A 13,405-nucleotide genomic window follows, 5' to 3' on the forward strand; every position below is an offset into this window, starting at 1 on the left:
GTTCTGCGCTTGAAACGATGCGACAACAAAAAAACCAGAGCGCGCGATCTGCGTCCGAATAAGCGCTGCGCGCTCCAGCCTTTCTGTGGACTTGCGCAACCTGGAGGCATAGATTCGTCCCTCTTCACGTATGGAGGTGGTCATGCCGCAGTTCGTGATAGAAAGGGAAATGCCCGGCGCAGGAAGGCTTCGGGGCGATGAACTTAGGAGCGCATCGCAAGGGTCATGCAATGTGCTGCGCGAGCTTGGACCCGACATACAATGGGTCCACAGCTATGTGACGGACGACAAGATCTATTGTCTCTATCGCGCGCCCAGTGAAGAGCTGATCCGGCAGCATGCCGAGCTTGCGGGGCTTCCGGCCAACAGCATCGCGAGGGTTCGATCGACGATCGATCCCACGACCGCGGAATAGCTACTGGCCGAAGCCCGCCTGCCGGGCGAGATCGACGGCCTCCCGCGCTGCCGCGAGGAGCGCGCCGCTCTTCGCTTCGCACTCGCGCTGCTCATATTCCGGCGTCGAGTCGGCCACGATGCCCGCCCCCGCCTGAACATGCATGACGCCATCCTTGAGCACGGCGGTGCGCAGGACGATGCAGCTGTCCATGTTACCGTCTGGCCCGAAATAGCCGACACCGCCGGCATAGGCGCCTCGCGTCTCGGGCTCCAGCTCCGCGATGATCTCGCAAGCGCGGACCTTGGGTGCGCCTGACACGGTGCCTGCCGGAAACCCGGCGAAGAGCGCGTCCAGTGCGTCCTTCTCCGGTGAAAGGCGGCCGACCACGTTCGACACGATATGCATGACGTGACTGTAGAATTCGACCGTATAGCTGTCGGTCACCGTGACCGACCCGGCAGTGGCGACCCGGCCGACATCATTGCGCCCGAGGTCGAGCAGCATCAGATGTTCGGCCCGCTCCTTGGGATCGGCGAGGAGGCTTTCCCGGTTGGCGGCATCCTCGACAGCACTCTTGCCGCGAGGCCGCGTTCCGGCGATCGGCCGGATCGTGACTTCGCCATCGCGCGCCCGCACCAGGATTTCAGGGCTGGACCCGATCAGCGCAAATCCGGGCAGATCGAGATAATAGAGGAAGGGCGACGGGTTGATCCGCCGCAAAGCCCGATAAAGCGAGATCGGCGGCAAGGTGAACGGACTGGTGAATCGCTGGGCGAGCACCACCTGGAATATGTCTCCCGCGACGATATAGTCCTTCGCGCGCTCGACCATCGCCTTGTAGCGGCCCGGCTCCAGAGCGGGCGTCACCTCGACATCGGCAATGTCCTGCGGGGCGGGGGTCTGCGGCAGGGGTGCGGCAAGACGCGCCGCCGTCGTATCTATCCGCTCCAGGGCCTGTGCAATCGCCGCGTCGGCATCGCTGAAGCTGCCCTTCCACACAGGCGCGACAAAATACAGCGCATCGGCCAGCCGGTCGAAGACAAGGATGATGGTCGGCCGCACGAACAGCATGTCGGGCAGCTCAAGCGGATTGGGTGCAGGCCGGGGCAGCTTTTCGACAAGGCCAACCGTCTCATACCCGAAATAGCCCACCAGGCAGGCGAGGGCAGGGGGAAGCGCCGGGTCAAGCTCCGCACGGCATTGCGCCACCAGCGCCCGCAAGGCATCCAGCGCGCCCGCAGTCTCCGGAACGAAGGCTTGGCGGTCGGCCGCCCACTGGCGATTGATCTCCGCCGTCTGGCCCTCCGCGCGGAAGACAAGATCAGGGGCGAGGCCGATCAGGCTGTAGCGACCCCGTACTGCGCCGCCTTCGACGGATTCCAGCAGAAAGTCACCGCGATCGGGCTCCAACAGCTTGAGCGCGGCGGAAATCGGCGTGTCCGTGTCCGCGATTTGCCGACGCCACACCAGCGCCGAATTACCAGCCGCCAGCGCGGCGCGAGCAGCCGCTATCCCGTCATTGCCTGCGCTGCTTGGCATCATCTTATTGAGCGCCGCCATTGGTGCTGGCGAGCGCCCGCTGCACGGTGGCGACAGCGGACGGGTTCCGGGTCACGCCAAGCTGTTTCTCGACCGCCCGCTCGAACTGCTGGCCATATTCCTGGCCCGCTACGTCGCTCAACTGGCTGCGGACCTGGTTGAGCAGGGCGGTCTGGCCGCCCGCGTCACCGGGCTTGATGCCGTTCAGCTGCACCACGAAATATCCGCGATCCTGACCCACTGGCAGCGTCTTCACGCTGTTCGTCGCCATGGAAAAAAGGATCGCGACTTCGGCGGGCGGACGCTGGCCTTCCCGCATGATGTCGGCGCTGCGGCCCCCCACCGTCTGGGGCGCGGGAAGGCGTACGCCAGCCTGCGCCACGGCATCGGCGAGCTTCATGCCCTTGGCGACCTTCGCCCTGATCTGCTCGGCCACAGCCTTCGCCTTGGCGTTGCCCTGCGCGAGCTTATATTGCGCCAGAACCAGCGGCTTCACCTTTGCAAGCGGCGGCGGCGCGGCGGCGCGAATCTCGGCAGGCGCGGCAAGGGCATAGCGCTGGTCAGGCGTGATCGGCACGAGTTGCGCATCATCGTCCTGGCTCATCTGGAATACGGGCGCCAGCAGCGGCTGGACATCGGCCGAAACCTGATAGGCCTGATCCTCGACCTGCTTGCCATTGGCAACCAGGAAGGGCGTCGTTTCCAGCTTCAGGCCGTTATCCTTGACCACTTCCTCGAAGCTGCCACCATCGGCGATCTGATCTTCGACCTTGCCGGTGAACTCGCTCAGCAGGCGCTTCTGCTTCTGCGAGCGAAGCGTCGCCGCTATCTCGTCGCGCACGGCTGACAAGGGGCGGGCGGCAACGGTCTTGACGTTCGACACGCGCAGCAGAACCCAGCCGAGCGATCCACGAAGCGGGCCGACCAGCTCGCCCTGCTTGGCCGCAAAGGCCGCGTTGGCGACGGTGGCGGAGGAAGAAGCGGTAAGGCTTTCGCGGCTCTGATCGGTAAGCGTCGATGCCTCCAGTCCAGCGGCCTGCGCGGCTGCGGCGAGCGACTTGCCCCCCTTCACCTGCGCTGCGATCGTCTTGGCGGCGGCTTCGCCCGGCACGATCAGCTGTTCGAAGCTGCGGCTTTCCTTGGCGGCATAGCTCGCCTTGTTCTGATTATAGGCTGCGGCGATTTCGGCGTCAGTCGGCTGCGCGGCCTGGGCGAAGCGCTCCCCATCGATCACGGCGTAGCGAATGCGCCGCTGTTCGGGAATCGTGAAGCGCGCGGCATTCTGCTGATAATAGGTCGCGAGTTGCGCATCGCTTGGGTCCTTGATGTCGGCGAAGGCGGCGGCGGGAACAGCGGCGATGGTGCCCTGGCGCGCCTCCAGCAGCAGCGAGGCATAGGGCAGGATGACGCTGTCGGGCAGCTTCACGCCCAGGCCGAGAGGCGCGAGCATCTGCCGTTCCAATATCTCGCGGGTGATGTCTTCGCGCAGCGCCTGCTCCGTGATCCGTTCGCGCACCAGCAGCTGGCGGAAATTATCCTGGCTGAAATTGCCTGCCGCGTCCTGAAACGCCGGAATCTGGGCAATCTGCGCATCGACAAGGCGCTTGGAGATATGGACGCCCTGATCCTTCGCATATTCCTTCAGAGTCATCGCGGCGACGAGCTGGTCGTAAATCTGAGCGACGGCGCCCTGCGCCAGGAAATCGCCGATCTGGAGACCCGGAGTCGCCCGTCGCGCATTCTCGAAGACCCGCTGGACCCGCTCCTGCACTTCCGTAACGCTCAGCCGCGTCCCGCCAGCCTTCGCCGCCGTCTCGCCACGGCCGCCCAGAGACGAGCCGAACTGGCCGCTGGACAAATCGCCCAAGATGAAGGCCGCCGCGATGATGCCGAGGAAAAGAAGCGCGAACAAGGCGCCGAATTTCGAATGAATGAAGCGGCGAAAGACTGAAAGCATGGAGAGAAGTCCAACAAGGAAAGACTTTTACAGGCGGCCCGCTTTAGGGGCGGATCGTCGCGGCGGCAAGTGCGCCTTGGCTGGACAAATGCCGTCCCTTTGTCCATCGGCCTGCGGAAGGGCTGGTCTGTCAGGCTGGCGAATGGACGGATGACTTGAAAGGGGTACGGATCGATGGGCAGGCGCAAGCTGGTGGTCGGCAACTGGAAGATGAATGGCCTTCGCGCGCAGCTGCCGGAAGTGGAAGCGATCGGTGCGCTCGCGGCCGAACGTCCGGCGGTCGAAGTGGGGCTTTGCCTGCCCGCGACACTGATCATGGCGGCCAGCCAAGTGAAGGGCGGCGCCTTCGTCGGCGCGCAGGACTGCCACATGAAGGACAATGGCGCGCACACCGGCTGCCTGTCGGCGGCAATGCTGGCGGAAGCAGGCGCGAGCTGGACGATCGTCGGCCATAGCGAGCGGCGTCAGGATCAGGGCGAAACGGACGCCGATGTCGCAGCCAAGGCGCTCGCGGCCAGGGCGGCGGGCCTCAAGGTGATCTTGTGCGTTGGCGAAAGCCTGGACGTGCGCGACGCTGGCGGTGCCGAGGACGTCGTGTCGGCGCAGCTGCTTGCCTCCTTGCCCGAAGGCGCGGCGGCCGATTGGCTGGCGATCGCCTATGAACCCATCTGGGCGATCGGCACCGGCCGCATCCCGACCATGGAAGCGGTCGAAGCCATGCACAAGGCGCTGCGTGCGGCGCTCGCCAGCCGGATCGGCGCGGGTGAGGCGAACGCCATGCGCATCCTCTATGGTGGCTCGATGAATGGCGAGAATGCCGCTGAACTGATGGCAATCGAAGATGTCGACGGCGGCCTCGTTGGCGGCGCAAGCCTCACGGCAACGAAATTCGCGCCGGTGATCGCTGCCGCTGGTTGAGGCGGGAGGGGGCGGCCTTTCGGCTCTGCCCGGGATCTGATCAGCACGACGAAGCCCAGCGCCGGTTGCCCCCGCCGCCCATCGCCGCTATGGGCTCTCCAACGCACCCCATTCGGACAGATATTCTCGCATGTTCACCTTCATCCTCGTCGTGCAGGCCATCGTTGCGGCTTTGCTGGTCACCGTCATCCTGATGCAGAAGTCGGAAGGCGGCGGCCTGGGTGTGGGTGGCAGCCCGGCAGGGTTGATGTCCGCGCGGGGTGCGGCGGATTTCCTGACGCGCTCGACGACCGTCCTTGCGTCGATCTTCGTGCTGCTGTCGATCGTCCTTGCGGTGATCGCGTCGGTTCAGCACGCGCCGAGCGATATCGATACGTCGCTGGTGAAGCAGGCTCCCTCTGCTCCTGCGGGTCAGGCTCCGGCGACCGGCAATGCCGATCCGCTGGCCGGTGCGGCAGGCGCTGCGAGCAATGGCCAGGCGGCTAACGGCGCGGTTCCGCTCGCCAACTGAACTTTTCGTTCAAATTTTCGATCTTTTTTGCTCGCGCGTGGATTCGCGCGCTTGCCCAACTTGTTTGTAAAAGGCTAAGCCTCCACTCCCATGGCGCGGTATATTTTCATCACCGGCGGCGTGGTCTCCTCGCTTGGTAAAGGCCTTATGGCCGCATCGCTCGCAGCCCTGCTGCAGGCGCGAGGTTTCCGTGTGCGTATCCGGAAGTTCGACCCTTATCTCAATGTCGATCCGGGCACGATGAGCCCGTATCAGCATGGCGAGGTCTATGTGACCGATGACGGGGCGGAAACCGACCTCGACCTTGGCCATTATGAGCGCTTTACCGGCGTTTCCGCGCGCCAGTCGGACAATGTGACGCAGGGCCGCGTCTATCAGACGATCATCCAGCGCGAACGGCGCGGCGATTATCTCGGCGCGACGGTGCAGGTGATCCCCCACGTCACTGACGAGATCAAGGCGTTCGCCACTGCCGACACCGATGACCTCGACTTCGTGCTGTGCGAAATCGGCGGCACCGTGGGCGACATCGAATCGCTCCCCTTCATGGAAGCGATCCGCCAGCTGCATAACGACCTGGATCGCGGGCAGTCGATTTTCGTCCATGTGACGCTGGTGCCCTACATCGCGGCGGCCGGCGAGCTGAAGACCAAGCCGACCCAGCACAGCGTCCGCGAACTGACCTCGCTCGGCATTCAGCCGGACATTCTGCTTTGCCGCTGCGAACATCCGCTGCCGGAAAGCGAGCGCAAGAAGATCGCGCTATTCTGCAACGTGCGTCCCGAGGCCGTCATCCCCGCGCTCGACGCCAGCAGCATCTACGCCGTCCCCGCGCAATATCATGCGGAAGGGCTGGACGAGGAAGTGCTGCGGGCATTCGGCATTCAAGGCGCGCCCAAGCCCTCGCTCGACCGCTGGCTCGACATCATGGATCGCCAGCAGAACCCCGAAGGCGAAGTGACGATCGGCGTCGTCGGCAAATATGTCGGCCTGCCCGACGCCTACAAGTCGCTCTACGAAGCGCTGACCCACGGTGGTTTTGCCAACCGGGTGAAGGTCAACATCAAGTGGATCGACGCGGAACTCTTCGAAAAGGGCGATGACGTCGCCGCCAGCCTTGAACCGATGCACGGCATTCTCGTCCCCGGCGGCTTCGGCGTGCGCGGTTCCGAAGGCAAGATCGCCTCGGTCAAGTTCGCCCGTGAACGCAATGTGCCCTTTTTCGGCATTTGCCTCGGCATGCAGATGGCCTGCATCGAAGGGGCGCGGAACACGGCCGGGATCCCGGACGCTTCGACCACCGAATTTGGCGAGACTTCAGAGCCGGTCGTCGGCCTCATCACCGAATGGATGAGCAGTGAAGGCCTGCAAAAGCGCACCGCCGAAACCGATCTTGGCGGCACGATGCGCCTGGGCGCCTATCCCGCCAAGCTCACCGGCAACAGCGTCGTGGCGGGCATCTACGGCACCGGCGACATCAGCGAACGGCACCGCCACCGCTACGAAGTCAACGCCGGCTATCGCGACAGCCTTGAAAAGGGCGGCCTGATCTTTTCAGGCATGTCCCCCGACGGCACGCTGCCGGAAATCGTCGAGCGTCCCGATCACCCCTGGTTCGTGGGCGTGCAATTCCACCCGGAGCTCAAGTCCAAGCCTTTCGACCCGCATCCGCTGTTCGCCAGCTTCATCGAAGCGGCGGTGAAGCAGAGCCGGCTGGTTTGATCGCCTGACTTTCCAACAGAGGCGGCGGTATAAGCTGGCTCCGCCGCCTTCACCCCCGGACTTCTATCCGGTCCCGCTTCGATCCGCCGAGCTGGGGGAAGGGCGGCTGGCATCAGGCCGCTCCCCGCGCCGAGGTTCATGATGTCCGGGCTGAACCCAGATCGTCATGAACCGCTTTCGGCAAGTTCATTGCGAAATCGAAGACCGACATATTGTTGATCAAGCCGGTCACCCGAAGCCGCTGTGCGGGCACGATAAAGCCGATCGTCCCCGCGGCGCCCAGCCAGCCGAACAGGCCTTTGAACCCGCCATGATCGGCAATGCAGCCGCCCGCGCCAAAGCCCACCACTCCCGGAATGCCGAGATAATCGCGCATGCTCACGCCTTGCGGCAGGAGGTTCGCGGTTCCAGCGGCCACGGCGTCCGGCGGCATGACCTCCGTCCGGCTCAGGCGTCCGTTATTCGCCAGCATGGCCAGGAAGCGATCATAATTATGGGCCGTTGAGATGAGCCCGCCGCCGCCCGAAGGAAATGCGGGCTTGCTGAGGAATATCGAAGCCGGGCCCGCATCGACCTCCGTCAACTTGTCTCCCTTGCCCGTATAGCTCGTGACGAGACGCGCCTTCTTGCTCTCTGGCACAGAGAAGAAGGTGTTGCTCATGCCCAAAGGGGCAAAGAACCGCCGCTCCAGAAACTGCTCGAACGGCATGCCTGCCACGATCTCGATAATATGGCCGAGCAAATCCAGCCCCACCGAATAGCTCCACGCCGTTCCCGGGTCTGAAAGCAGGGGAGCCGCCGCCAGCCGATCGGCGAAATCCTTAAGGCTCGAAGGCGGGGCTTGCTCCAGCCGTTCCGCATGGCTGATCAGGTTCTGCCTCAGCCCCAGCTTTTCATATATCCCCTTGAGCGGCCCTTTGACCGCAGGCCCGCCACCAAGACCGGCGGTGTGCGTCAAAAGGTGGCGGATCGTCATTGCGGAAGTGGCAGGACGGGTTTCGACGCCTCGGCCAGGATTGGTCAGCACGCGCATATTCGCAAATCCGGGGATGAAATCGGCTACCGGCTGGTCGATCTTCATCCGGCCTTCTGCGATCAGCAGCATTGCCGCCATGCCGGTGATTGGTTTCGTCATCGAATAGACGCGAAACAGGGTGTGCTCATCCACTTGGAGCGCGCTATCAAGCGCGATCGTGCCGCTGCTGATATAATCTGGGCGGTTTGTTCTTTCGCCGATCGCGACGATAGCGCCCGGAACAGCCCTTTCACCAATGACACCATCCACCATCGCGCGGACGGCAGGAAAGCGTTTTGCGCCTGCGCGCGCATATCCGGGTGCAGCGCCCATCATCCCCAGGCAAATTGCGCCCTTCAGCAGATCGCGTCGCACGAATTCCGCATGTGGCATGGCCGTCCTCCCCCTCATTATCGATCACTATCGTGTCGATTGTCATGATGCGGGTCAACGGCTGACGCGGCACGTTCCTGTCAGCAGGATCGTCCTAATTAGCAGGCGTCAGCTTCAATAACCGCCCCTGCGAGCCCTGGCCGCCATCCTCCAGCAGCCACAGCGCCCCGTCCGGACCTTGCTCGACCTCGCGAATGCGCGCGCCCATGTCCCACTGATCCGCTTTCGCCGCATTCTCCCCATCCAGCTTCACGCGCACCAGCGCCTTGCTCGACAGCCCGCCGATAAAGAGGGAATTCTTCCACTGCGGGAACAGATCACCCGAATAATAAAGCAGCCCCGCAGGAGAGATTACCGGGTTCCACCAGACCTTCGGCGCTTCATAGCCATCATGCGCGCTATGGTCGGGGATCGGCTTTCCGTCATAATGGTCGCCGTTCGATACCCTCGGATATCCATAATTGAGCGCTGGCTTGATGAGGTTCACCTCATCCCCGCCCTTGGGGCCCATCTCCTGCTCCCACAGCCGCCCATCCTTGTCGAACGCGATGCCGAGCAGGTTGCGGTGGCCATAGGACCAGACGGCAGGGTGGAAACCCTTCGCCGCCAGCGGATTGCCAGCAGCCGGCGTGCCGTCCAGGTTCAGCCGCAGTACCTTGCCCAGCGTTGCCTTCGGGTCCTGCGCCGGATCGAACTTCTGCCGCTCGCCATTTGTGAAAAACAGATATTTGCCATCGGGCGAGAAAGCGATCCGCCCGGAATAATGGCCATTGCCTTCGACATAGGGTGTCGCGCGGAAGATCGTCCTAACGCCGTCCAGCTTCGTTGTCCCGTCGCTCGCCTGGTTGAAGATGCCCGTCGCCAGCGCCACGCCCTTGCCGCCGGGGCCGCTTTCCGAAAAGCTGAAATAAACCTTCCGATCCTGCCCGAACGTCGGCGAGAGGACGACATCCATCAACGCGCCCTGGCCCGCACTATCAACCTTGGGTATGCCGGCGACCGGTATCTTCGTCCCGTTCTTCGGATCGAACAGGATCATCTCGCCCGCCTTTTCCGTGATCAGCGCCCGCCCGTCCGGAAGGAACGTCATCGCCCAGGGCGAATCAAAGTCCGCAACCACCGACGTCTTGAACGGCTTTTCCGCAGCTGCGGCGCTGTTCTGCCCCGTCGCATTCTCGGAAGAGCAGGCGAGGAGGACAAGGGGCAGGGCAGTGATCAAAACCCGATTCATATCAACCTCCGTTCGCCCCGAGCCTGTCAAAGGGCTTCTCTTTTCATGAGAGAATGGAGGGGCTTCGACAAGCTCGGCCCGAACGGATCGGTCGCCCCCTGCCTGTAAAAGTCCCGTGCACGAATAATGTTGCAGCATTATCGCATCGCGCCTATATCGCCCTTGCTTCCTAACATCGTCAAACATGTCGGGGTCGCAAGCGGAAAGGCTTGCGGCGGCGGGAACGCACATATTCTGTTGGAGACTGCATGGCGGACATCGCCGAACTGACCGCGCTGATCGAACCGGAGGTGAAGGCCTTGGGCTTCGACCTCGTGCGCGTGAAGCTGTTCGGGTCGGGTGACGAATATACGCTGCAGATCATGGCGGAAAATCCCGCGACCAAGCAACTCGTGATCGAAGATTGCGCCACCATCTCGCGCCGCCTGTCCGACGTGCTGGATGAAGCTGATCCGATCGAGGAAGCCTATCGGCTGGAAGTCAGCTCCCCCGGCATCGATCGCCCGCTTACCCGCCTCCACGATTTTCTGGAATGGGCAGGGCATGAGGCGAAGATCGCCACGGCCGAAACCGTCGCCGGGCGCAAGAGCTTTCGCGGCATCCTGAAGGGTGTGGAGGGCGATGAAATCCAGTTCCAGGATAACAAGGCCGGGGATGTCGCCATCCCCTTCGCGCTGGTCGGCGATGCCAAGCTGATACTGACCGACGCGCTTATTTCTGCTAGCATGCCGCTCTCCTCCGATGGGGCGGACGAGTTCGAAACCGAAGAGTAAGGGTTCACGACCATGGCCAACGCCATTTCCGCCAACAAGGCCGAGTTGCTCGCCATCGCGAACAGCGTCGCCAGCGAGAAGATGATCGACAAGGCGATCGTCATCGAGGCGATGGAAGACGCGATCCAGCGCGCCGCCCGCGCGCGCTATGGTGCCGAAAACGACATCCGTGCCAAGCTTGATCCGGACAGCGGCGACCTGCGCCTGTGGCGCGTCGTCGAAGTGGTCGAGGCGGTTGACGACTATTTCAAGCAGGTTGACCTTAAGCAGGCGCAGAAGCTGAAGAAGGATGCCGTAATCGGCGACTTCATCGTCGATCCGCTGCCCCCGATCGACCTCGGTCGTATCGATGCCCAGTCCGCCAAGCAGGTGATCTTCCAGAAGGTCCGCGACGCGGAGCGTGAGCGCCAGCACGAAGAATTCAAGGACCGCGTGGGTGAGATCATCACCGGCGTCGTCAAGTCGGTCGAGTTCGGCCATGTCGTGGTGAACCTGGGTCGCGCTGAGGGCGTCATCCGCCGCGACCAGCAGATCCCCCGCGAAGTCGTCCGCGTCGGCGACCGCATCCGCTCGGTGATCCTGAACGTGCGCCGCGAGAATCGCGGGCCTCAGATCTTCCTCAGCCGCGCACACCCCGAGTTCATGAAGAAGCTGTTCGCGCAGGAAGTGCCCGAAATCTATGACGGCGTGATCGAGATCAAGGCCGCTGCTCGCGATCCGGGCTCGCGCGCCAAGATCGGTGTCATCAGCCGCGATTCGAGCATCGACCCGGTCGGCGCCTGCGTCGGCATGAAGGGCAGCCGCGTGCAGGCCGTCGTGCAGGAAATGCAGGGCGAAAAGATCGACATCATCCCCTGGTCGGAAGATACCGCGACCTTCGTCGTCAACGCGCTCCAGCCCGCGCAGGTCGCCCGCGTCGTCATTGACGAAGAAGAAGAGCGCATCGAAGTCGTCGTGCCCGACGATCAGCTGTCGCTCGCCATCGGCCGTCGCGGCCAGAATGTCCGTCTCGCCAGCCAACTGACCGGCAAGGCGATCGACATCATGACCGAGGCTGACGCGTCCGAGAAGCGTCAGAAGGAATTCGTCGCGCGTTCCGAATTGTTCCAGAACGAGCTCGACGTGGACGAAACCCTTTCCCAGCTGCTGGTGGCCGAAGGCTTTGGCGAGCTGGAAGAAGTCGCCTATGTCGGCGTCGAGGAACTGGCCGCGATCGAAGGCTTCGACGAAGACCTCGCCGCCGAGCTTCAGAGCCGCGCGCAGGAAGCGTTGGAGCGCCGCGAAGCTGCCGCCCGTGAGGAACGTCAGGCGCTTGGCGTCGAGGATGCGCTGGCCGACATTCCGCACCTTACCGAAGCGATGCTGGTGACGCTGGGCAAGGCGGGCGTGAAGACGCTCGATGACCTCGCCGACCTTGCGACCGACGAACTGATCGCGAAGAAGCGTGTCGATCAGCGCCGCCGTCGCAACGAAGGTGCCGAGGACAAGGGCGGCATCCTTGCCGAATATGGCCTCAGTGAAGAGCAGGGCAATGAGATCATCATGGCCGCCCGCGCGCACTGGTTCGAAGGTGAGGAAGCCTGAGCCCCAATGCCTTTCGTCGACATCCGTCTGGCAGGAAACGCCACCCGTGAGCAGAAAGCGGCTATCGTCGCCGATGTCACCCAGTCGCTTGTCGAGCGGCTGGGGAAGGCACCCTCTGCCGTGCAGGTGGTGATTTCGGAAATCTCGACGGAAAATTACGGGTCGGGCGGCATGTTGATTGCCGACCGCGCCGCCGAGCCCAAGCCAGGGGAGGACGCAAATGCTGCGGTCACTTCCCGATGAGAGGCTAAGGCTTCACCATTGTGAAAATCCTCCCCGGGAAGGGGAGGGGGACCGGCGAAGCCGGTGGAGGGGTGGTGCGCTGACGATAGGGGAAAACCCCTCCGTCAGCCCTTCGGGCTGCCACCTCCCCTTGAAGGGGAGGATTTCGGTATGACCGAACGCAAATGCATTCTTTCGGGCGACCGTGCCGATCCGGAAACGCTGATCCGCCTGGCCGTCAGCCCGGAAGGTCAGGTCCTGCCTGACATCCGCGCCAAGGCGCCGGGGCGAGGCGCATGGATCGGCGTCCCTCGCGCGGAACTGGAACAAGCCCTCGACAAGGGAAAGCTCAAGGGCGCGCTCTCCCGCTCGTTCAAGACCGGCGATCTGCAAATCCCGGACACTCTGCCGGACCTGATCGAAGACGGGCTGCGCAAGGCGCTGCTCGACCGCCTCGGCCTGGAAGCACGCGCGTCGATGGTCCTCACCGGATCGGAAAAGATCGACGTCGCCTGCCGCCAGGGCAAGGTCCAGCTGCTGCTCCACGCCAGCGATGCGGCGGCTGACGGTAACCGCAAGCTCGATCAGGCGCTGCGCGTCGGACAGGAAGCAGAAGGCACGGAATTGGCGGGCATCGTCTTGCCTGTGGACCGGAACGCCCTATCTATGGCAATGGGGCGTGATAACGTCGTCCATATCGCAGTGACCGACTCGCGCGCCGCGTCGCGTCTGCGTGCGGCTATTGGCCGCTTGGAAAGCTATCTGGGTTGCGCTACCGGGGCGCCCGTGCATGGGGAGCATGACTCCGCCGATGCGCAGGGCGTCTAGGCTGCATGGAATGAAGGCGCCGACGGGCCTTGCCGGTCGGATGGTAAGTGAAGGGTACAGTTCAGTCGTATGAGTGACAGCAAGGAAGACAAGCCGGTTCTGGGCCGCAAGCCGCTGGGCATCAAGCGGACCGTTGAATCCGGCCAGGTGCAGCAGCAGTTCAGCCATGGCCGCAAGAATACGGTCGTGGTCGAGGTGAAGCGGCGCCGCATCCTGGGCAAGCCGGGCGAAGCCGGTGCGCCTGCGGCTGCGCCCCAGGCTGATCCGACCCCGGCACCTGCCGCCGCCGCGCCTCCGCCGCAGCAGCCGCAGGCG

General features: G+C 63.6%; 13 protein-coding genes. 9 read left to right on the top strand and 4 right to left on the bottom strand.

The features are described from left to right. Positions 1–142 precede the first annotated feature (142 nt). On the top strand, positions 143–415 hold the full coding sequence (locus tag NCHOL11_RS04885; protein WP_097092736.1) for a DUF4242 domain-containing protein: 273 nt from the start codon (positions 143–145) through the stop codon (positions 413–415). Here NCHOL11_RS04885 and trpE read toward each other — a convergent pair whose 3' ends face one another. Together trpE and NCHOL11_RS04895 are read right to left on the bottom strand one after the other, a co-directional pair. Continuing rightward, positions 416–1,957: an anthranilate synthase component I gene (gene trpE / locus NCHOL11_RS04890; protein WP_255254715.1), complete on the bottom strand. Its 1,542-nt coding sequence runs from the start codon at positions 1,955–1,957 to the stop codon at positions 416–418. Next, positions 1,941–3,893, bottom strand: coding sequence for a peptidylprolyl isomerase (locus tag NCHOL11_RS04895; RefSeq protein WP_097091315.1), 1,953 nt, complete (start codon positions 3,891–3,893; stop codon positions 1,941–1,943). The genes trpE and NCHOL11_RS04895 overlap by 17 nt, the downstream gene beginning before the upstream one ends. A 174-nt stretch (positions 3,894–4,067) precedes the next feature. Between NCHOL11_RS04895 and tpiA the strand changes: the two genes are divergently transcribed. The 3 genes from tpiA to NCHOL11_RS04910 all read left to right on the top strand — a co-directional run bounded on the left by tpiA (position 4,068) and on the right by NCHOL11_RS04910 (position 7,044). After that, positions 4,068–4,811 (top strand): triose-phosphate isomerase, encoded by a 744-nt coding sequence (gene tpiA, locus NCHOL11_RS04900; protein ID WP_097091316.1) that lies wholly within the window; start codon positions 4,068–4,070, stop codon positions 4,809–4,811. A 130-nt stretch (positions 4,812–4,941) separates the two neighbouring features. Then, complete coding sequence (secG, locus tag NCHOL11_RS04905; RefSeq protein ID WP_097091317.1) at positions 4,942–5,322, top strand: preprotein translocase subunit SecG; 381 nt, start codon at positions 4,942–4,944, stop codon at positions 5,320–5,322. Positions 5,323–5,412: 90 nt separating this feature from the next. Continuing rightward, positions 5,413–7,044: a CTP synthase gene (locus NCHOL11_RS04910; RefSeq protein WP_097091318.1), complete on the top strand. Its 1,632-nt coding sequence runs from the start codon at positions 5,413–5,415 to the stop codon at positions 7,042–7,044. 136 nt (positions 7,045–7,180) lie between these two features. Here the strand turns inward: NCHOL11_RS04910 and NCHOL11_RS04915 are convergent, their stop codons facing one another. Together NCHOL11_RS04915 and NCHOL11_RS04920 are read right to left on the bottom strand one after the other, a co-directional pair. Then, entirely contained in the window at positions 7,181–8,452 is a 1,272-nt protein-coding gene (locus NCHOL11_RS04915; RefSeq protein WP_176502183.1) for a serine hydrolase domain-containing protein, read from the bottom strand. 94 nt (positions 8,453–8,546) lie between these two features. Next, positions 8,547–9,683 carry a PQQ-dependent sugar dehydrogenase gene (locus tag NCHOL11_RS04920; protein ID WP_097091320.1) on the bottom strand — a complete coding sequence of 379 codons (1,137 nt, stop codon included), beginning with the start codon at positions 9,681–9,683 and terminating at the stop codon, positions 8,547–8,549. Positions 9,684–9,931: 248 nt separating this feature from the next. On the opposite strand from NCHOL11_RS04920, the gene rimP reads away from it, so the two are divergent. From rimP to NCHOL11_RS18495, 5 genes are all read left to right on the top strand, one after another. Continuing rightward, entirely contained in the window at positions 9,932–10,456 is a 525-nt protein-coding gene (gene rimP / locus NCHOL11_RS04925; RefSeq protein ID WP_097091321.1) for a ribosome maturation protein RimP, read from the top strand. Between the two features lie 12 nt (positions 10,457–10,468). After that, entirely contained in the window at positions 10,469–12,040 is a 1,572-nt protein-coding gene (gene nusA / locus NCHOL11_RS04930) for a transcription termination factor NusA (protein ID WP_097091322.1), read from the top strand. Between the two features lie 6 nt (positions 12,041–12,046). Next, a complete protein-coding gene (locus tag NCHOL11_RS04935) occupies positions 12,047–12,283 on the top strand; it encodes a tautomerase family protein (protein ID WP_097091323.1) in 237 nt (78 codons plus the stop codon). Between the two features lie 150 nt (positions 12,284–12,433). Beyond that, positions 12,434–13,090: a DUF448 domain-containing protein gene (locus NCHOL11_RS04940; RefSeq protein ID WP_097091324.1), complete on the top strand. Its 657-nt coding sequence runs from the start codon at positions 12,434–12,436 to the stop codon at positions 13,088–13,090. A 69-nt stretch (positions 13,091–13,159) separates the two neighbouring features. Next, the coding region (locus tag NCHOL11_RS18495; protein WP_255254716.1) for a translation initiation factor IF-2 associated domain-containing protein at positions 13,160–13,405 on the top strand (246 nt) is incomplete at its 3' end.

The sequence above is a fragment of the Novosphingobium sp. Chol11 genome (assembly GCF_900218065.1).
GTDB classification, from domain to species: Bacteria; Pseudomonadota; Alphaproteobacteria; order Sphingomonadales; family Sphingomonadaceae; genus Sphingobium; species Sphingobium agri.

Coding starts and splice junctions, on each gene's coding strand:
- NCHOL11_RS04885 (WP_097092736.1), top strand. CDS start 143: ATGCCGCAGTTCGTGATAGAAAGGGAAATGCCCGGCGCAGGAAGGCTT.
- trpE (WP_255254715.1), bottom strand. CDS start 1,957: ATGGCGGCGCTCAATAAGATGATGCCAAGCAGCGCAGGCAATGACGGG.
- NCHOL11_RS04895 (WP_097091315.1), bottom strand. CDS start 3,893: ATGCTTTCAGTCTTTCGCCGCTTCATTCATTCGAAATTCGGCGCCTTG.
- tpiA (WP_097091316.1), top strand. CDS start 4,068: ATGGGCAGGCGCAAGCTGGTGGTCGGCAACTGGAAGATGAATGGCCTT.
- secG (WP_097091317.1), top strand. CDS start 4,942: ATGTTCACCTTCATCCTCGTCGTGCAGGCCATCGTTGCGGCTTTGCTG.
- NCHOL11_RS04910 (WP_097091318.1), top strand. CDS start 5,413: ATGGCGCGGTATATTTTCATCACCGGCGGCGTGGTCTCCTCGCTTGGT.
- NCHOL11_RS04915 (WP_176502183.1), bottom strand. CDS start 8,452: ATGCCACATGCGGAATTCGTGCGACGCGATCTGCTGAAGGGCGCAATT.
- NCHOL11_RS04920 (WP_097091320.1), bottom strand. CDS start 9,683: ATGAATCGGGTTTTGATCACTGCCCTGCCCCTTGTCCTCCTCGCCTGC.
- rimP (WP_097091321.1), top strand. CDS start 9,932: ATGGCGGACATCGCCGAACTGACCGCGCTGATCGAACCGGAGGTGAAG.
- nusA (WP_097091322.1), top strand. CDS start 10,469: ATGGCCAACGCCATTTCCGCCAACAAGGCCGAGTTGCTCGCCATCGCG.
- NCHOL11_RS04935 (WP_097091323.1), top strand. CDS start 12,047: ATGCCTTTCGTCGACATCCGTCTGGCAGGAAACGCCACCCGTGAGCAG.
- NCHOL11_RS04940 (WP_097091324.1), top strand. CDS start 12,434: ATGACCGAACGCAAATGCATTCTTTCGGGCGACCGTGCCGATCCGGAA.